Origin of the sequence: Paenibacillus sp. FSL H3-0469 (assembly GCF_038051945.1) — a bacterium.
GTDB lineage: Bacteria > Bacillota > Bacilli > Paenibacillales > Paenibacillaceae > Paenibacillus_AQ.
In genome coordinates, this window is sequence record NZ_CP150302.1 from 368,177 (window position 1) to 386,699 (window position 18,523).

General features: G+C 52.8%; 14 protein-coding genes and 1 pseudogene. 11 read left to right on the forward strand and 4 right to left on the reverse strand.

The window, feature by feature from the left end:
• Position 1 precedes the first annotated feature (1 nt).
• Together NSS83_RS01720 and NSS83_RS01725 are read left to right on the forward strand one after the other, a co-directional pair.
• Positions 2-1,090: a DUF58 domain-containing protein gene (locus NSS83_RS01720; protein WP_341347542.1), complete on the forward strand. Its 1,089-nt coding sequence runs from the start codon at positions 2-4 to the stop codon at positions 1,088-1,090.
• Positions 1,087-2,424, forward strand: coding sequence for a hypothetical protein (locus NSS83_RS01725; RefSeq protein WP_341347543.1), 1,338 nt, complete (start codon positions 1,087-1,089; stop codon positions 2,422-2,424). Before NSS83_RS01720 ends, NSS83_RS01725 begins: the two co-directional genes overlap by 4 nt.
• A 91-nt stretch (positions 2,425-2,515) precedes the next feature.
• On the opposite strand, the gene NSS83_RS01730 is transcribed toward NSS83_RS01725, so the two are convergent.
• The 3 genes from NSS83_RS01730 to NSS83_RS01740 all read right to left on the reverse strand — a co-directional run bounded on the left by NSS83_RS01730 (position 2,516) and on the right by NSS83_RS01740 (position 6,218).
• Positions 2,516-2,842: an AzlD domain-containing protein gene (locus tag NSS83_RS01730; protein WP_341347544.1), complete on the reverse strand. Its 327-nt coding sequence runs from the start codon at positions 2,840-2,842 to the stop codon at positions 2,516-2,518.
• Positions 2,833-3,597 (reverse strand): AzlC family ABC transporter permease, encoded by a 765-nt coding sequence (locus tag NSS83_RS01735; protein WP_341347545.1) that lies wholly within the window; start codon positions 3,595-3,597, stop codon positions 2,833-2,835. The genes NSS83_RS01730 and NSS83_RS01735 overlap by 10 nt, the downstream gene beginning before the upstream one ends.
• Before the next feature lie 557 nt (positions 3,598-4,154).
• Entirely contained in the window at positions 4,155-6,218 is a 2,064-nt protein-coding gene (locus NSS83_RS01740; protein ID WP_341347546.1) for a beta-galactosidase, read from the reverse strand.
• A 144-nt stretch (positions 6,219-6,362) separates the two neighbouring features.
• On the opposite strand from NSS83_RS01740, the gene NSS83_RS01745 reads away from it, so the two are divergent.
• From NSS83_RS01745 to NSS83_RS01765, 5 genes and pseudogenes are all read left to right on the forward strand, one after another.
• A complete protein-coding gene (locus NSS83_RS01745) occupies positions 6,363-7,196 on the forward strand; it encodes an AraC family transcriptional regulator (RefSeq protein ID WP_341347547.1) in 834 nt (277 codons plus the stop codon).
• A gap of 184 nt (positions 7,197-7,380) precedes the next feature.
• A complete protein-coding gene (locus NSS83_RS01750; protein ID WP_341186044.1) occupies positions 7,381-9,990 on the forward strand; it encodes a hypothetical protein in 2,610 nt (869 codons plus the stop codon).
• A gap of 54 nt (positions 9,991-10,044) precedes the next feature.
• Positions 10,045-10,710: pseudogene (locus NSS83_RS01755) on the forward strand (ABC transporter ATP-binding protein); the annotation flags it as partial.
• Between the two features lie 245 nt (positions 10,711-10,955).
• Positions 10,956-12,344 carry an ABC transporter permease gene (locus NSS83_RS01760; protein ID WP_341186043.1) on the forward strand — a complete coding sequence of 463 codons (1,389 nt, stop codon included), beginning with the start codon at positions 10,956-10,958 and terminating at the stop codon, positions 12,342-12,344.
• Between the two features lie 27 nt (positions 12,345-12,371).
• Positions 12,372-13,472 carry an efflux RND transporter periplasmic adaptor subunit gene (locus NSS83_RS01765; protein WP_341186042.1) on the forward strand — a complete coding sequence of 367 codons (1,101 nt, stop codon included), beginning with the start codon at positions 12,372-12,374 and terminating at the stop codon, positions 13,470-13,472.
• A 104-nt stretch (positions 13,473-13,576) separates the two neighbouring features.
• Here NSS83_RS01765 and nagZ read toward each other — a convergent pair whose 3' ends face one another.
• Positions 13,577-14,917 (reverse strand): beta-N-acetylhexosaminidase, encoded by a 1,341-nt coding sequence (gene nagZ / locus NSS83_RS01770; protein WP_341347548.1) that lies wholly within the window; start codon positions 14,915-14,917, stop codon positions 13,577-13,579.
• Positions 14,918-15,032: 115 nt separating this feature from the next.
• On the opposite strand from nagZ, the gene NSS83_RS01775 reads away from it, so the two are divergent.
• The 4 genes from NSS83_RS01775 (at position 15,033) to NSS83_RS01790 (ending at position 18,413) form a co-directional block, all read left to right on the forward strand.
• Entirely contained in the window at positions 15,033-15,536 is a 504-nt protein-coding gene (locus tag NSS83_RS01775; protein WP_036694058.1) for a ferritin, read from the forward strand.
• 379 nt (positions 15,537-15,915) lie between these two features.
• A complete protein-coding gene (locus NSS83_RS01780) occupies positions 15,916-16,779 on the forward strand; it encodes a cation diffusion facilitator family transporter (protein WP_341186040.1) in 864 nt (287 codons plus the stop codon).
• Between the two features lie 194 nt (positions 16,780-16,973).
• Positions 16,974-17,879: an NUDIX domain-containing protein gene (locus tag NSS83_RS01785; protein ID WP_341347549.1), complete on the forward strand. Its 906-nt coding sequence runs from the start codon at positions 16,974-16,976 to the stop codon at positions 17,877-17,879.
• 120 nt (positions 17,880-17,999) lie between these two features.
• Complete coding sequence (locus tag NSS83_RS01790; RefSeq protein WP_341186038.1) at positions 18,000-18,413, forward strand: bacteriohemerythrin; 414 nt, start codon at positions 18,000-18,002, stop codon at positions 18,411-18,413.
• The last annotated feature ends 110 nt before the right edge of the window (positions 18,414-18,523 follow it).

Below are 18,523 nucleotides of genomic sequence, written 5' to 3' on the forward strand. Positions count from 1 at the left end.
CATGTCGCTGCCGTGGTTCATTGCAAGCACGTTCATCCTGCTGGTCCTGATCTCGCTGGTCTATGACCGGAATGCACTGAAGAAGGTCACCTATACCCGTTACTTCTCTGCCAAAGCGGTGTACGCCGGTGAACAGGTAGAGATGGTTGAGGAGATTATGAACAAGAAGCTGCTGCCGCTGCCTTGGCTGCGGCTGGAATCGAGCATAGCCAAGGGGCTGGAATTCGATAACCAGGAGAATCTAGGCATCAGCAGCGGTGAGATTTCACAGAATCATGTCAGCCTGTTCTTCCTGAGGTCTTACCGTCATATCAAACGGCGCCATAATATCACTTGCAGGGAGCGGGGGCTGTTCGTCCTGGAGACGGCAACCATGACTACCGGCGATCTGTTCGGACTGAGCCGCAGCGCCAAGACCTTCCCGCTTCATCTGGAGCTGCTGGTCTATCCCGGGCTGCTGCGTTTTCATGACCTTCCGTTGCCTGTTCACAGCTGGCTTGGCGAGCTGCCGGTCAAGCGCTGGATTGTCGAAGATCCGTTCCTGACCGCCGGTACAAGAGAATACAGCGCCGGGGATTCCCTGGCGAGCATTAACTGGAAAGCAACAGCCCGGACGGGAATGATGCAGGTGCATCAAAAGGATTACACCGCCGATTCCCGGCTGGTCATCTGCCTGAACGTGGAGACCAGTGAGTCCATGTGGAGAAATGTTACCGATGTGCAGCGCATAGAGCTGGGTATCCGCTATGCGGCGACTGTAGCCGAGTATGCGATCAGCCACGGTATTGAGGTCCGGCTGCTCAGCAATGGAAGACTGGACGGCAGCGGGGCGAGAGATTCGGTGGACACCTGGTCCATAGCCCATACAGAGGAGTTCCTTGGCCTGCTGGCCAGACTGAATCTGGACCGGACCGTGCCTATGAGCAGGCTGATGGAGATTGAAGCGGATAAGGGTGAGGGAGATATGGATTATCTGATCATTACCTGCCACCGGGGGGCAGAGCTGCAGCTGGCTGCCTCAGGGTTAAGCTTCCTCGGGAACGGTGTAGAATGGCTGGATATTCCGGCAGAAGGGGGCGGTGAGCTATGAATTCCCGAATCCCGGATGCCTTCAAAGAAAACTTCGCCATATGGATGTCAGCCCTCATCGAATGGCTGCTGCTGCTCCCCGTATGGCTGGTACTCCAGACTTATTTCCAGCCGGAGGCCGAGGCGCTGCGCTGGATCTATCTGCTGCCGGTACTGGCCGCAGCTGGTGTACTGCTGCGGAAGATATGCAACCGCCGCTGGAAGCAGCTGCTGGCGGCGCTGGTTCTCGGAGCTATTACAGTTGCTTTAACCGGTACGCTGACACTTATGGGCCTTCCGCTGGCAGCCGGAGCGGCAGTGTCTGCCTTCCTTGGTATGACGGCAGCCACACGGGGGAACCGGCTGTGGCTGTATATCAGCGGGATTATCCTTTATTTTGTCGCTTCGATTGTCTTCTCGCGCATACCCGGTCTCCAGCCGAGTGCAGCGGTGCTCACCTGGAGCGGCAGCTTATGCCTGATCCTGGCACTGCTGGCTACGAACAGCACACACCTGCGGTATAGCTCTTTGAACGGAGGTGCAGGAAATCTGCCACAAGGACTTCGGAGGCATAACCGGATGTTCGTGGCCGGTTTCATTATCCTGGCCGCACTGCTTGCGGCGGGGGGCGGTAAGGCGCTAGGAATGCTGCTATGGAATATGACGCGGGCATTCTTCGCCTGGATCAGCCGGCTATCCTCCGGTCCCGAGGAGACACCGCCAGCAGAAGCACCGCCTGAGGCCATCCCTCCCATGCCTGCAGCGGAGCCGGGTGAACCGGGTTTGCTGTCGATGATTCTAAATATAGGCTTCTATATTCTAGGAGCGGCAGCTATTCTTGCGGTACTCTATTTTATCCTGCGTTGGTTATACAGGAATACAGGAGGCATCCTGCGCAGAGCGATGGACAGGCTGTTGTCCCTGCTGCGCAGAGAGACGCCAGCGGCTTCGGGGTATCAGGATGAGGAGACCAGCCTGTTCAACTGGGAGCAGACTGTTCAGGACTTCCGCCAGTACGTGCGTTCCAAGCTGACACCAGCCAGCCGCCGGGACCGCTGGGAGGGGATGGGCGGAAGCCGCGAGCGCATCCGCTGGCTCTACCGGCACTGGCTGCGGGCCAGACATGCGGAAGGGTATGAGGTGAAGCCCTACCTGACCCCGCAGGAGACAGCTGCGGATGTAGCTGCCTGGTCGCAAGCGCAAGGCCAGAAGCGTGCGAACAAGCACGCTGGCAGCGGTCAACCCGCCCAAGACCGGCTGCTCGGCCTATATAATAAGGCCCGCTATACCGAGGAAGAGCTGCCTGAACTTACTGCCGCTGAGGCGGCAGCGCTTAAGGAGCAGTTGAAGCTGTAGCAGCTTTATTAAGAGAATATTGCAACTGGAGGATATGCAACATTAACGCCCTTAGTCTGAATGGGATCGTACAGCGTATCAGTCAACAGAGTCAGAACAGCAGACGCAGTAGCATCAGCGTCACAATACCGGTTATTACAGTGGCCAGCAGACTGCGGGTCTTGATGGCTACCCAGAAGGTGGGGAGGGCGGCGATTAGCTCCACATTGGTGGACAGGACTGCGAACCTGCCGCCGCTTACGAGCAGCTCTTGGGCAACCAGAGCAGCCATGACTGCAATCGGCACATAGCTCAGCCAGCGCATGCCCCATTCCGGGATCGTGATCCGGCTTAGCAGCATCAGCGGAAGGACACGCGGAATGAAGGTAACGAACGCGGCTCCGAGAATGATTATAGCAATATCAAGTCTTATTTCCATTGTTCCATCACTACTCCAATCGTTGAGGCTACCAGCGCGGCAGCTATGACACCCATACTGGGTGACCACAGCACAGAGACGAGCACGGCCACCGCAGCAGCTGCTATTCCGACAGTGATATCCAGTCTATACTTGCGCCGTCCCATAATGGTCAGGACCAGCAGTCCGATGAACATAGCCGGAAGGGCGAAATCCAGTCCCCACTTCTCGGGGCTGGATATCCATTGACCGAGAATAGCGCCGGCGATATTGGCCAGGAACCAGTTCAGATAAGCGGTAATATTCAAGCCGTGCATCCATCTCTCGCTGATTTGCTTCCTTGCGGCACTCTTCTGAATGGCTACGCCGAAGGTCTCATCGGTGAGCAATGAGCCGATCAGCAGGTTGCGCAGCGGGGTCAGATGCCGGAAGTACGGCGACAATGCTGCGCTTAACAGCAGATGACGCAGGTTAACCAGCAGAATCGTAATGACAATCCCGGAGGCGCTGCTCCCGGCGGCAATCATACCAGCGGCAATAAACTGGGCCGAACCGGCATACAGGATAATTGAGATCATGGCGATTTCGGCAAGGGTCAGCCCCGCTGTTTTCTCCACAACGCCTGCGGCGAACCCTATACTGAGATAACCGAGCAGAGTGGGGAGGCAGTCCTTGACCCCTTGCCAGAACGTATCGCTGCTCTTCGGCACATTGGGGCTATCTGTAACCAGGCTGCCGCCGGATAGCGGCTCCTGATGAATGGATTCTGGTTTCATAGGTATGCTCCTTCCGGGTAATGGAATAATGACTAGAACAGGGATAGCTTGAAAACTGTAAAAAATGAACCTCAGGGGTGTTAAAGTCTGAGAATGAACATTGAGCTGCTATTAGGACGATCCTGCCCCGTCTGCCGTCTGCTACTCTTACATATAAGTATGTGATTGTATTTTATACAATAGAAAATGCATAGCTGACCGTGAAATGAGATTCTATTGTATTTCATACAGTAGAATGTTGTGTTTTGGATGAAAAATAGCCCTTTCTCAACATTCAATTGTACAGAATACAGTAGATTCTATTTCAAAGTCTTTTTTACAGTATTCTAATGTACAAAATGCAGTTGCTATCACTCCAGCGCCAACATACAGCATACGAATGACTGCTGCGGGATTAGCACTGGCTCATTAAGGTCCGGTAATAAATACATTGTATTAATATCTAATAATTCATAGCGAATTGCAAGGGAATATTAGCTGTAACTGTAAAAACTGTGAAAAGGGTTCCGCCATCCGCAGAGCGATCTGCGGCAGCGGAACCCTTTTGGAGTTCTTGGTTATTTCAAGACGAGTACGCCGAACCCTTCCATCGTATAGCTCCCCGACAGGGTCTGGCCGCTTAAGAGATCCGTCTTGGCTGTCTTAAGCACAATCTGTGCCGGTTCTTCGCTGTAGTTGAGCAGGAAGGCGACACCTGTAGAGGCGTCTTCGCTTGTGGAGCGAATCTGCAATTCAACCTCTGGCGGCAGCTCCGCCCAATCTGCGGCTGGCGAGACCAGATCCAGGCTGCCAAGCATCTGCAGCACAGCAGGCTCATTGAACACGGCGCCGTAATACCACACTTCGCCTTGGCCCCGGGTGTTACGGGTTACTGCCGGTTTGCCGGCATAGTAGTCGGTCGCATAGGTTGCCATAACCTCTACACTGTCCTCTTCCACCTGCAGGATGTCATTGAAGGCATCTGCACCGGTCAGCGCCTCAGGATCATGGTTCCAGCGGATGGAGGTAGGCTTGCGCGTTCCTTTGACCAGCGTGAATTCTTCAACCGTTACCCCGCACAGCTCCTGTGCCGCTCCGGGAAAAGGCCGCATGTAGCATTGTCCGGTAATATCCTTATAGCCTGTGCGGCAGCCGAAGACGAGCTTCCCGCCTTGCTGTACATACTGGTCCAGCAGGGCCGCTGTATCATCGGTCATAATCGCCGGATGCGGGTAGACCAGCACCTCATAACGGGCAAGCTCTGCAAGGGTTGTATGGCTGCGCAGGTATAGAACGTCATTCGGAATATGCTTCCGCTGCAGAGCCTTGAACCATTCCTTGTTGCTCTGCCACATGAACGGGCCGTGCCAGACATCATATTCCCCGTCCCACTCATTGTCATAATCACGTACGATTGCAACGCTCGCCTGCGTCCGGCTGCCGATGAACTGCTGCCCGATGCTTGCCAGCTCGCGTCCGATCTGCTCCGCTTCTCTCACCCGCCGGTTAGGCTGGTTATGGTAGTCGTTCAAGCCGTGCCAATAGATCTCATTGCCCATCGTGGCGGTCCGCCAGCGGAAATAGAGCAGCATGTCAGCGCCGTGGGCGACGGACTGGTACGTCCAGAGCCGCATTTGTCCCGGCTTCGGTGAAGGCATGTCCAGCCGGTTGACCCAGCCTCCCGGACCGGATTGCTGCTCCATGACACAGAAGTTGCTGCTGACCGAACGTACAGCCGACAGGGACAATCCCCAGCCGCGGTCAAGCATCGGGTTCACCTCTGCCGGATCGAAGCCGATGGTGGAGAACTGCGGGTACGAGTCATAGCTGAAGAAATCCAGCAGCTCGTCATTCAGCTCATGGCTGTCCAGATGCCCGAACAGACCGTTCGTGGTAACCCACTGGTTAGGGGCTAATTTCCGCAGGATATCTGCCTGGATTTTGGCGAAATAGATGGTGTTATCAGAGATAAAGCGCTTCTCATCCAGAGCCTGGTGAGGGTTCGGCTGGTTCGGTGAAGGGGTAGGCCGGGTGAGGCAGACCTGTGACCAGCTCGTATAGGTCTGATTCCAGAACACCGTGCCCCAAGCCTGATTAAGCTTGTCCAGGGTGACATACTTGTCCTGAAGCCAAAGGCGGAAGGCCTGATGATCACTCTCCGAGTAGAATACATTGATCTCACAGTTCAGCTCGTTGTCAATCTGCCAGCCGACAACACCCGGATGATTGCCGTAATGTTCAGCGAGCTTCGTTACGATTCGGGCACAGAGCTCGCGGTATTTGGGACTGCTGTAATTGTAATGGCGGCGCATGCCGTGCTGTAGCGTCACACCTTCATAAGTAACATTGAGAGCCTCAGGGTACTTCTCGGTAAGCCAGGCAGGCGGAGTGGCCGTAGGCGTTCCCAGAATAACCTCCAGCCCGTGGCTGTGAGCCATATCGACCGCACGGTCAAACAGATCATATTGAAACACGCCTTCTTCCGGTTCAAAAATGGACCAGGCGAACTCAGCAAGACGTACAATAGTGAATCCGGTTTCAACCATACGGCGGTAATCGTCAGCCCACATGGATTCAGGCCAGTGCTCGGGATAATAGCAGACGCCCAGTTCAAATCGTTCTGCTGCAACAGGTTTCTTCATCTTAACCTCCAAGTGTAAAAATATGCTTTATTTAAGCTACAAATCTATTGTATTATCAGCAGTGTATCCACTTATATAACAGAATATTGCTATTATATCATTATATTGCGTGCTTGAGTCAGCGCAGAGCAGGAGGAAATTCACATGAGAAAGCACTGGGTTCTGCCGCAGCCCGCTTATGCCCACTATGTATGTTATCCGGAGATGCTGGGGCATTACAGCGACTTCCCGGAGCATGCAGAGCGCAGAAGCGAGGGGTTCCTGAACAGCTATAATCTCCACATGGTTTTCGGTGGGGAAGGGTATGTATTTCAGGGAGGGGAGCGGATATCCATGAGGCGGGGCAGCGGGTTTCTTTTTCCCAGAGGGGCTTATCAGCAGTACGGTTCTGATCCCGGAGCCGCCTGGGATGTGCGCTGGATGCACTTCGCCACGGCGATGCCTCTGACTATGCTGGAGGAAGCGGATCAGTCACGCGGCTACTTCTTCAACTTCGATCCCGCCAGCGGCTATGAAGCGCTCTTCGAGGAAATGTACCGGCTCAGCGCAGGCTATGAGACCCGGAGTGAACCCCGTCTCTCTACACTGCTCTATGAGATACTGGTTACGCTGATGCAGAACTCCGAACCGCTTCACGGCTCCGTTCCGCTGGAGATCCGGCATTCCATCCGGCTTACCGCCGACAGGATCTACAGTGAGTGTGAGCGGCCCTGGACGCTGGAGTCCATGGCCAGCCTTGCCGGTTATAGCAGCTACCATTTTCTCCGCCTGTTCCGCAGCATTATGGGCAAGACGCCGAACCGGTATTTAAGCGATTGCCGGATGGCCCGGGCCAAGCTGCTGCTGGCTTCCACCAAGCTGTCTGTTTCGCAAATTGCGCTGCAGAGCGGTTTTCAGCAATCCAGTTATTTCATCAAGGTGTTCAGACAGTTAGAAGGGATGCCGCCGAACCAATACAGACGTTCCTTCAACTCATAGAATCAAGCTTTTTTAGGACCAAGTATCAAGAAAGTTTGTTACATTTATGGCAGTATTCTCGCCGCGATAGTCTTGGTTGTGTGACAGAAAGTTACAAATGGCAACAAAGGGTTACAAAGTGGATACAAATTCCACGCGCCGAGCAACTATACTATTGCTAGTAAATACATCTGGAGGGAAATAAATGAGAAAGTATAGAGTTACATATGCTGCATTGCTGGTGAGTTCGCTCGTTGCCGGCCAGGTGGCTGGCAGTATCACTGCGCCTGCTGCACATGCAGCCCCGGCGGCGAAGCCTCCCGCAGTATCCGCTCCGGCGGCATTCAAGTTCAATTCCGTTCCCATGGGTGCCGGAGTGACCGCAGTACTGGAGAATATCAACATATGGAGCCAGCCTGGCGGGAGCATTTTGTCATACACACTTAAATATACAAATTCCGGGAATTCAAGCGCCAGCTTAATGCACTATTTCTCACGTGTGGTCACTCCGGGAGGGTCAGTGCTTCCGGGGAATCCCTTAGGTGCGGATGCCCTGAAGAAGAAAGTCGGCGCCAAAGAAAGCCTTAGCGTGACCTATTATGTAAATGTGGGACAAACCTCCTCTTTGCAGGGGATCAAAATCTCGATGCTGGTCTGGGATGCCAAGACGAAAGGGTATCTGAAGCAGACGGGATCTTTTGGAGTGCCCGCTAATTATTCAACAACGGCTCCAGTTGGAACAAGCTTAAGTACAATCATGAACGACATTCCTGTCGCAGCCAGCGCAGACTCTCTCCAGCTCTATAAATACAGCGGCAAGGTCTATGCCAAAGTAGGAGTCAGTCTAACCAATAAGGGCAATAAAGTCCTCAGTGATCCGGGCTATTCGGCGTATCTGGTATCTGCCAGCGGCACTTCTTTCGAGCTGGCGCTGAGCGGCACACAGGCGGATTACAGTATTCAGCCGCAGGAGAAGCGGAGCATTTATTACATTACCGAAATCCCGGCCTATCTCAAAACAGATAATATGAAGCTGCAATTCACGAAGAAGGATGAGACCGCGAAGCTGGAGCTGGCTAAGTCCTCTTATAAGCTGCCGGCAGCAAGCTCGCCTAATCTGGTAGTGGGCAGCGGTGTAGTCAAAAAGATAGTAGTCAATAACAACACAGTAGACACGCTGCTCCGCAACGCTAATGTGTACGCACAGGATGCAGATGCGGTATGGACGTTCCAGATGCAGCTTAAGAATACCGGCAACAAGGCGGTAACCCTGCCAAGCTACGACCTGGCGGTCAAATCGGTCAAGGGTAAGGTTTTTCCGGTGAATTCCAAAGGTGTAAGCGGAGTAACCCTCAAACCGCTAGAGACCAAAATTGTTCCGCTTACGGTCCGCATCCCGCTTGAAGTCGATCAATCCGGATTGCAGCTTATGATGATAGAGTCGGTAGGCGCTGAGAGCATCAGTGCACCAGAACCGGGCGGAACCGGCGAGTCCACCGGAAATACAGGGAATACCGGCACTCCGTCCACTGCAGCTCCTGCAACACCGACTGCCAAAATGATTTTCCCGGTAGCCTACTTCGTCATTCCATATGCATTACGTACGGAAGTCACGTCCGGCCAGGAGTATATGACCACGAATTCATACGGCTCCTTCTCGTACAGCATAGTGTCTCTGCAGCGCTATCCTTGGAGAGATGATGATATCCTGGCTGCCAAATTGAGAATCACTAATACCCAGAACGTGTCTCTTACGCTGCCTGAGCTGAAGGGAACCATTAAGTTGGATAAAGAAAGTCTGCCCGTGACTACCGAGCTGTATATGGACAATAAGGATTCTTCTGTTCTTGCGCCAGGGAAGTCAGTGGAGCTGTATGTACTCGGTAAAATTGCCTATACCTCAGAGTTCCAGGATATGCGGATTGCCCTGAACGGCACACAGAATTCAGAGACCGTCCCGTTCATGGATGTCAGCATCAGTAACTCGATTAACAGTATTCCGACCATCGAGAAGGGCAAGAGCTACATCATTAGCGGCAAAGGCAAAACGGCCAGTGTCGAGGAGAACCGGACTACGATCTATCAAGGGGAAAGCCACAATCTGGTATACACAGAGCTCTATCTGAGCAGTGAAGAGAAAAGACAGAGCAAAATGGCCCGTCTCCAGGCTTACTATAAGACCAAGGACGGCCAATATTTCGAAGCAGGCACCAGCCAGTCGGAGAACAGCGCATCTCCGGGCGCCAAGCAGCTCGTGGTCTTATGGGCCAAGGTGCCCAAGGCTACGGATCTCGCGGATGTCTCGCTTTACCTCGGTTCCGGTATCAAAGAAGGCAAGCTGATTGAGGCCAAGGAAGAAGCGACCGGATTCGTCAATGTGGCTGCGCTTCAGCTGAATCCGCAGGCTAACGTACCGAAGAATACGCTGGAATCAACGGTACTATATCCTTATACGATTTCTGTCCTGACCTCTCAAGGCAAGCGGATGAAGTCATCCGATACCCTGGACATCACGATGAACTACAGCCTGAGAAAGGATAACCTGTACGATGCAGGTGTGCTGGAGCATAAGCTGATTCTGCAGATTACCGATCCGTTCGGCATCGCTACCGAGAAGGTTCTTACCCTGGGCACAGACCTGATTGAAGGGACGAATAACCAGTATTCCTTCTCTCTCAGCAGACCCGTGTACAAGACGATGGACGGCGGAGCTTATAAGTTAGCCTTCTATGATGAATTCCAGGGTGAACGTCTGTTGCTGGGCAGCCAGGCCTTCGGAGTCACTAACGTGGTTCCGAACAAGACAGAGGAATAATCGTCATTTACTCCACTAAAACATTCTTGTATTTTTAAAAAAGGAGCAGCTTCCATGTTGCGTGTTGAAGATATTACGCATTCGTACAAAAGCGGTAATGAATGGACCTCCGTTCTTCATAAAATCAATTTCGCTGTCAAAAAGGGAGAAATGGTTGCTCTGCTGGGCAGCTCAGGCTCCGGGAAGTCAACGCTCCTCAACCTGATGGCCGGCCTGATGAAGCCCACAGAAGGTCATATCTATATTGCTGATCAGGACATTGTGAAAATGGGTGAGAATAAGCTTGCCGAGTTCCGCCGCAAGAATATCGGATTCATCTTTCAGGCGTATGAGCTGATTACCAGCCTGACGGTCCGTGAGAACGTGGAGCTGCCGCTGGTCTTCCAGTCGGTCTCTCCCAGGGCCCGTAAGGCTAAGGCGCTTGCACTGCTGGAGCAGGTAGGGATTCCCGACAAGGCGGATCTCTTCCCCTCACAGCTCTCCGGAGGACAGCAGCAGCGGGTCAGTATCGCCCGGTCACTCATCACAGAGCCGTCGGTCATTTTCGCCGATGAACCGACGGGGAATCTGGATTCCAAGACCGAGGAGGAGATTATCGGCATTCTGCTGAACCTGAACCGGACGATGAAGACGACATTTATTGTCGTAACTCATGAATATAAGGTGGCTGAACAAATGCAGCGGATTTTTACGCTGAAGGACGGATTCCTGGTTACTGAATCGCAGACAGCACCGCAAGCAGAGACGGAACCGCAGATTGAGCTGCAAAAAGAAGTACAGGTTGAAGAGCAAATTGCTGAGGAAGCTGAACCGCAGACCATGGTAGAGGTTGAAGAACAATTAGCTGCAGGAGCTGAACAGGAAGCTGTAGAGCCGCAGACAGCAGCAGCGGATGAAGATCCGCCGGCTGAGGAACCTGAACACCAGACCGCTGCGGAAGCTGATCCTGCAGAGGGAGGGAAGCCGTGAAGATCAGAGACATTTCACGGATGGCCTGGGAACAGGTCAAACGGCGCAAGGTGGTTACGGGTCTGTGTATGACCGGGATATCTATCGGCTGCGCAGCCATTATTGTGGCCCTGAGCGTAGGACAGTCTGCACAGGTCTATGTTACCGAACAGGTGAATGCCAACTTCAAAATGGATGAGATTATGGTCTCACCGGGCGGAGGGCCGCCAGACATCGGCAAGGGAGCCAGTGCAGGCGGCTCGGGAGAGGTGAATGAGAAGCTCGACCCCGGCAAGCTGACCGATCAGAAGCTGAAGATTATCCAGGGGCTGAATCATGTGAAGGCGGCATCGCCTTTTCATCAGGCAGGATATCTGCAGATGGTAACCATTGATAATAAGATTTCCGATGTTCAGGTCATTGTCGCCGATTTACAGAAGCTGACGGCGTACGACCACAAGTTCAAGCAGGGAGGGGCGAATGGCCAGCCCGGATCAATTGTGCTCAATCACGGGGCTACACTGGGCCTGATTGACCTGGAGACCCGGACGAAGCTGTTCGATCAGATGAGTGCGGATCCGTTCAACCAGGAGCTGTACCAGCAATATGACAAAATGGCCACTGTGCCTACTGAACTGTACCGCAAGCAGGTCCAAATTCAGGCTCAGGATTACAGTTCTACATCACCGGTGTTCAAGCTTAGCTCCCCCCTGCAGATCTCCGGAATTCTGGCGCTTCCCAAGGGTATGGACGAACTGCGGTCATCCTATGAGAAGATTATGTATATGTCTCCCGAGACCGCACAGCAGCTCTCCAAGGAGCTTGTATTCGATAATTCCACCACCAGTGTGCTAACTCTCCCGCCGGAGGGCAGCTATAATTCGATTACAGTCAAGGTGGACGATGTGGCGAACATCAAGCCGGTGGAGCAGATGATTCAGAAGCTGTCGCTGAACGCTCAAGACAATCTGTTCCAGCAGGAGATGCTGAAGGAACAATTCGATATGATCAAAATGGCGGCGCTCGGCATCGGGGTATTCATCCTGATCATCGCCTCCATCTCGATCATAGTGGCCATGACCATGTCCACCCATCAACGGCGGCGCCAGATTGGGATTATGAAGGTCCTCGGGGCCAACATGGGACAGATCCGCAATATGTTCATTACCGAAGCTGCACTTCTGGGGCTGCTCGGGGGCATGCTGGGGGTTGCTTTCTCCTATTTGATTGTCATGGCGCTCAACAAGCTGGTAGGCAGTGCAGGGGACGGGATGAATTTCTTCATTCCAACTATGAATCTGCCGATCGGCATCTCCTTTGCCATTATGACCGGTGTGCTGTCGGGGATCTATCCGGCGATCAGCGCCTCCAGAACCGATGCATTAACCGCTATTAAACGAGACTAACCCTAAGCTAGAAAGGAAGCCGAAACGATGAAGAGGACTCTAAAGAAGAGCCTGAAATGGATCATAATCTTAGGTATTATCGGAACTGCCGGTTATTTCGGATATACCAAATTCTTCAAGGCTGAAGAGACCGCTGATCTCCCGCCTGAACCGATGCAGGTAATCAGCTTCCCGGTAACGGAAGAGACGTTAACCAGCTCCGTGCAGATCAAAGGCAGATCGCAATACCAGAAGGAGACGCTGGTGTATGCCCCCTTTGCTTCCAAGGTGACAGCCTGGAAGGTGGAGAACGGGGCACAGGTGAAGAAGGGGCAGGTGCTTTTCACCCTGGATCAGAGCACACTCCGTAATGAGATTGCCACGGCGGAGGCAACCGCCCGCAAGGCGAAGCTGGAAGGGGAACTGAATGCTTTTGTCGCGCAGCAGGAGGATGATTCCACTACCCCGGCCGGAACAGAAGCGGAACGGCTGAAGGCCTTGGCTGCCCAGGAAACTGCACGTCTGAGCGATGAGCTGAACCAGGTGAATGCCGAGATTCAAGCCAAAGAGCTTGCGGAGAAGAAGGCGAAGCTGAACACTGCGGTATACCATGCACCGGAGAACGGTATCTTCCTCTTCGACAGCAGTGCAGAACGTCCGCAGACCGTCACCGACAATCAGTACATCGGCAAGATTGTGGACACGAACAAGGTAGAGTTCATAGCACAGGTCGGGGAACAGGATATTTTCCGCATCAAAAAAGGCATGAAGGTGAAGGTGAAGATGACCGCTGTCAAAGATCTGGTCCTGGACGGAGAGGTAACCGGAGTGGCCAAATTCGCTACAACGACTACCGGACAGAACACAGCGGGCCAGCTTCCGCAATTCGAGGTGGTCATCTCCATGCAGCCGGACGAGCATTTGATGGGCGGCCTTAGCCTGAGCGGAGACGTCGAGACCTCTCGCAAAGAGAAGGCAGTAGTTGTATCCAATATCGCCGTCATTCGTGAAGGGGATCTGGCCTTTGTTATGGTGGACAAAGGAAACGGACAGTACGAACGCAAAGAGATCAAGACCGGAATGGAAACGACTGATAAAACAGAGGTGCTGTCGGGACTGAAGGCAGGAGACACCGTGGTTCTGCAGTAGACAGCAGTAGTTGACAGCAGTTGAAACAGTTGAAAGCCCCAAACCCTGATTCCCGGGATTGGGGCTTTTCTGCGGATTGTGGCCTGTGTGGAGGGCAGCAGTTGTCACTTCCGTATGAACGGCTTGCGCCAAGTCTGGATGTCACTGTTCAGTCCGGCGAGATCAGGTAAGGGCACCGCTTCGTCCGTTAACTGATACTTGTCCTTCAGCGCCAAAATACGGTAGACACTTTCGTCAATCCGTGCTTCGGAGATGGTGCCGTTCCTGACACTGTCCAGGAGTGCGGCGCGTACAGCTTGCTCGTTCTTGTATTCATGGGCAACCAGCAGGATATCGCTGCCAGCCAATACGGATTCTATTGCCGCAGCAGGGAGGCTGTAATTCTTAATAATCGCCCCCATAGTCATGTCATCCGTAATAACTACCCCTTCGTATCCCATCTGTCCTCGCAGCTGCTGGCTGATAATTACTTGGGACAGGGAGGCGGGTTTGTCCGGGTCGAGCTTTGGATAAAGAATATGAGCCACCATTACGGCATCGGCCTTCTCGCGGATCGCTGCCTGGAATGGCAGCCATTCCAGTTCTGCCAGCTGGGTCTCTGTCTTGTTGATCACAGGCAGCTCCAGGTGCGAGTCTACCGAGGTATCGCCATGGCCTGGATAATGCTTGACCACGGGAATGACGCCTGCGCGCTCAAGCCCCTTCATCTCGGCAATGCCTAGCCGGGTGACCAGCTCTGCGCTGCTGCCGAAGGAACGGTCACCAATTACCGGATTATCCGGGTTGCTGTTGATATCGAGCACCGGCGCGAAGTCCATATTGAAGCCGGAGGATTTCACCGCCCGTCCGAGCAGCTCGCCCATCGTTCCGGCAGCTGTGGCATCGTCTCCGCTGCCGACAGCAGCGTTCGAAGGGAAGGTGGCGTAGTCCTCAGGAAGACGGCTGACCTTGCCGCCTTCCTGATCGACACTCATGAACAGCGGCGCGGGATTTCCTGCGTTGCTCTGCTTCAGGGCGTTGGTCAGCTGCACCAGCTCCTTCAGGCTGCCGACATTATTAGAATACAGAATGATTCCGCCCACCTTATCTTCGGCAATCATCTTCCGTGCTTCAGCACCTGCTGTTTTGCCTTGGACGCCGACCAGCAGCATCTGGCCGATCTTCTCCTCCAGGGTCATTCCGGAGAGCTTCCGGGAGACGGGGTCAGGAGTGACCGAAGCCTCAGGTGATGGTGTCGCTTCTGCTTCGGTTGCTGCTGGTGTCTGTACGGCGGCCGGAGAAGCTGCTGACGCAGCAGGGGTGGAGCCGGTATTGGTACTAACCTGTGCGGAATTCACACTCCCCTCACAGCCGCTTGCCAGAAGCAGGCAGGCGGAGGCGGCGAGCGGGAGGAGAGAGTGGCGGAGTGGATTATTGTTTATCTTTTGAAGGCTGAACCATTTCATCGCGGGAATCTTCCTTTCGATTGCGGTTTGGCGGATAAGAATGATAGAATGAACAAGACATTACATAAGAACTGCATTAAGCATAATCAATACTATAGGATGAGGTGACCTGTCAATGAAAGAGCAATTAATGAATACGCTTAATGAACAAATGAATTTCGAATTCTATTCTGCGCATGTCTATCTTGCGATGGCTGCGTACTGTTCCGGTGAGAGCCTGGACGGATTCGCCAATTTCTTTTTGGTGCAGGCTGAAGAAGAACGGTTCCATGCCATGAAGATCTACAAATTCCTGAATGACCGTGATTACCGGGCAACCCTTGCGGCAATGCCTGAACCGAACAATGAGTATAGCTCCATGCTGGATGCGTTCGAGCATGCCTTCGCGCATGAGCAGCAGAATACGAAGAAGTTCTATCATCTGGCGGATCTGGCACTGGATGAACGGGAGCATGCGACGATCTATTTCCTGAAATGGTTCATTGATGAGCAGGTGGAAGAAGAGGCGCTCTTCAGCAACATTATCGCCAAGCTCAAACGGATCGAAACCGACAGCAATGCCTTCTATATGCTGGATGCAGAATTTGCAGCACGTTCGTTCACTCCTCCAGCGGAGTAGCAGACAGCCAGTGTAAGCGATCGTACGTAAGCTCAGCGGCATTCTCCTGAAGAGGGGAAGCCGCTTTTTTTGTGCAAATAGAAGAATTTATACGGTACCATTCTTTAAAAGTACGGCAAAGCCGTTTCCACTTGGCCGGCTTAGGATCTCCATATAGTTAGACTACGTTTTACGGGAAAAGTTACATGGCCTGTCAGCAGCAGATGAGCTGCAAAGTTGAACAAGGGCAAAGAATGTTGGGGGCCGCAACTTACTTCCGGGCTTCCAACTCTATTTAGCGGGGTTAACTCTTGCGCTGTCCGGCAACACTGTTTCTCTAGACCCACCCGTAAGCCAGCGTGTAGTATGGAACAATACTAATCTTTGGAGGTCCTTTTTCTTGGAAAATTACAGCGATATCAAACAAAGTGAAAAAGGAGCATGGCTAAGTCTATTAGCATACATACTCTTATCTGCCGTCAAATTATTCATAGGAACGGTGTCAGGCTCTCAGGCACTGCTTGCGGACGGGCTGAATAACAGCACCGACATTATTGCTTCCCTGGCCATTCTGACCGGGCTTAGGATTTCCCGCAGACCCCCGGATTCCAACCATAGCTATGGTCATTTCAGAGCAGAGACAGTTGCCGCACTGGTCGCCTCTTTTATCATGATTGCTGTAGGCTTCCAAGTGCTCTATCAGGGTGTGAACAAATTCATTCAGCCTGTGCTAGAGACCCCTGATCTGATTGCCGCGTGGACGGCTGCTGCCTGTGCTGTGGTTATGATCGCAGTCTACCGTTACAACATCAGGCTTGCCCGCAACCTGAACAGCAATGCAATGCATGCAGTGGCGCAGGATAACCGTTCGGATGCGCTGGTCAGCATGGGGGCCTTCGTCGGCATTATCGGCTCACAGTTCGGCATACCTTGGTTAGATCCGCTCACAGCCACGATTGTCGGACTGCTGATCTGCAAGACGGCCTGGGATATTTTCCGCAAAGCTACACATGACCTCACCGACGGCTTCGATGCCGGTAAGCTGGAACTGATGAAGCAGACAGTGGCGGAGATCGAAGGGGTGGAGTCGATTAAGGATATCAAGGCCCGTATTCACGGCAATAATGTACTTGTGGATACTACAGTGCTGGTGGATTCCAATCTGAATGTAGTGCAGAGCCACGATATTACGGAGGAGATCGAAGATCAGCTTAAGGACCGTCATCAGGTCTCTACCGTACTTGTCCATATCGAACCGATGTGATCAACAGGTGTGCAATAAGAATAGGTTACATGAATTGCCTTGCTTTCGGGTGGGGCAATTTTTTGTTTTTTAAGTATGGACAAAATGGTGCTTTCTCCCGGCAGACTTGCCCGCATTCCATTAACATGTATATAATATCAATATGTTATTAACAACCGATTCCTATTAATTGATTCAAGACAAGGAGAATATCCATGCCAAATCAACCGATCACTGACTTCAACGGCTTAAACGAGGAGCAATTCCTGAAAAATTATAATGCCGGCAACTACGAGCGTCCGTCCGTCACCGTCGATATGCTGATCTTCACCGTAATGGAACAGGAGCAAAATAACTACCGCAAGCTGGCGGAGAAGTCCTTGCAGCTGTTGCTGATTCAGCGCGGGGAGCATCCTTTTCTGGGACAATGGGCCTTGCCGGGAGGATTCGTAGGGATTAACGAGAGTGTAGAGGAAGCCGCCCGCCGGGAGCTGTACAGCGAGACGAATATCGATAATATCTATATGGAGCAATTATATACGTGGGGCGATGTGGAGCGTGATCCGCGGATGCGGGTCATCAGCTGTTCTTATATGGCACTGGTGGACCGCAAGTCGCTGAAGGTTCAGGCCGGGGATGATGCCGCCGCAGCCGGTTGGTTCGACGTCTCGTACAACATCCTGGAGACCCGCCGCGAGGTGCTGGAGCAGGACGTCCGTCAGGAGACACTGGTGGAGATTATACTGGAGAGTGAGCAGGAGAAGCTAAGCGGGGTGGTCAAGCTTACGGAGACTATTCAGGGGCATGTCCGCCAGGTCAGCCGTGAGATCGTGCGCAGCGCGGGGTTTTCTTTTGACCATCTGCTCATGGTGCAGTATGCCATCGAACGTCTGCGAGGCAAGGCGGAATATACGGATATCATCTTCAATCTCATGCCGCCGCTGTTCACCTTGTCCGAGCTGCAGCGTGTGTATGAGATCATCCTTGGTAAGGAGCTGCTCGCTGCCGCCTTCCGCCGCAAAATCGCAGAGCGGGTCATTGAGACGGATCAGAGCACCCGGGATGCCGGACACCGTCCCTCGAAGCTGTACCGGTATAACCGGGAATGGAATTTATTTTGAGATCACCCTCCTGTCCGGCAACGCCGCCCTGTGATGTTCTTAATAGAACTTTCATAGGGAAAAGCAGACAATTAGTTATATTTTGACTATTGCATTTATGGCAAAGGACAGGGTGAACCTATGATTAGCTGGAAGGATTCGTATGATATCGGAGTAGAGAAGATTGACTGTCAGCACAGACAGCTGCTGGTGAAGCTGAATGATTTTTTCGATGCGTGCAGCAACCAGCAGGGCAAAGAGAAGATCGAAGAAACGCTGAAGTTCCTCAAGGACTATACCGTGGAGCATTTCGGAAGTGAAGAGCAGCTGATGAAGAATATCGACTTCCCGGAGCTGACGGAGCATCAGAAGACGCACGCTGAATTCGTGCAGACGGTGATGGAACTGGAGGAGACTGTTAAGACCAAGGGCGTATCCGTATTATCCACGATCAAGCTGAACCGGACACTGACGGACTGGCTGATTAATCATATTCACAAATGCGATAAGCTCATCGGTGAATGCATCGCGGCTAAGGGGAACCGGGCGGTCTAACTTAACAAAGGAAACTTGGAGATGCCGTGAGGCATTTTCTTTTTTTATGATTCAGCTCTTAAGCGGAAAAAGGGTAACGTTACTTGTTCAAAGACTTGAAGTATGTTTAA

Bases quoted from the DNA above. Each gene is read 5' to 3' on its own strand.
- NSS83_RS01720 (WP_341347542.1), top strand. From the start codon at position 2: ATGTCGCTGCCGTGGTTCATTGCAAGCACGTTCATCCTGCTGGTCCTG.
- NSS83_RS01725 (WP_341347543.1), top strand. From the start codon at position 1,087: ATGAATTCCCGAATCCCGGATGCCTTCAAAGAAAACTTCGCCATATGG.
- NSS83_RS01730 (WP_341347544.1), bottom strand. From the start codon at position 2,842: ATGGAAATAAGACTTGATATTGCTATAATCATTCTCGGAGCCGCGTTC.
- NSS83_RS01735 (WP_341347545.1), bottom strand. From the start codon at position 3,597: ATGAAACCAGAATCCATTCATCAGGAGCCGCTATCCGGCGGCAGCCTG.
- NSS83_RS01740 (WP_341347546.1), bottom strand. From the start codon at position 6,218: ATGAAGAAACCTGTTGCAGCAGAACGATTTGAACTGGGCGTCTGCTAT.
- NSS83_RS01745 (WP_341347547.1), top strand. From the start codon at position 6,363: ATGAGAAAGCACTGGGTTCTGCCGCAGCCCGCTTATGCCCACTATGTA.
- NSS83_RS01750 (WP_341186044.1), top strand. From the start codon at position 7,381: ATGAGAAAGTATAGAGTTACATATGCTGCATTGCTGGTGAGTTCGCTC.
- NSS83_RS01765 (WP_341186042.1), top strand. From the start codon at position 12,372: ATGAAGAGGACTCTAAAGAAGAGCCTGAAATGGATCATAATCTTAGGT.
- nagZ (WP_341347548.1), bottom strand. From the start codon at position 14,917: ATGAAATGGTTCAGCCTTCAAAAGATAAACAATAATCCACTCCGCCAC.
- NSS83_RS01775 (WP_036694058.1), top strand. From the start codon at position 15,033: ATGAAAGAGCAATTAATGAATACGCTTAATGAACAAATGAATTTCGAA.
- NSS83_RS01785 (WP_341347549.1), top strand. From the start codon at position 16,974: ATGCCAAATCAACCGATCACTGACTTCAACGGCTTAAACGAGGAGCAA.
- NSS83_RS01790 (WP_341186038.1), top strand. From the start codon at position 18,000: ATGATTAGCTGGAAGGATTCGTATGATATCGGAGTAGAGAAGATTGAC.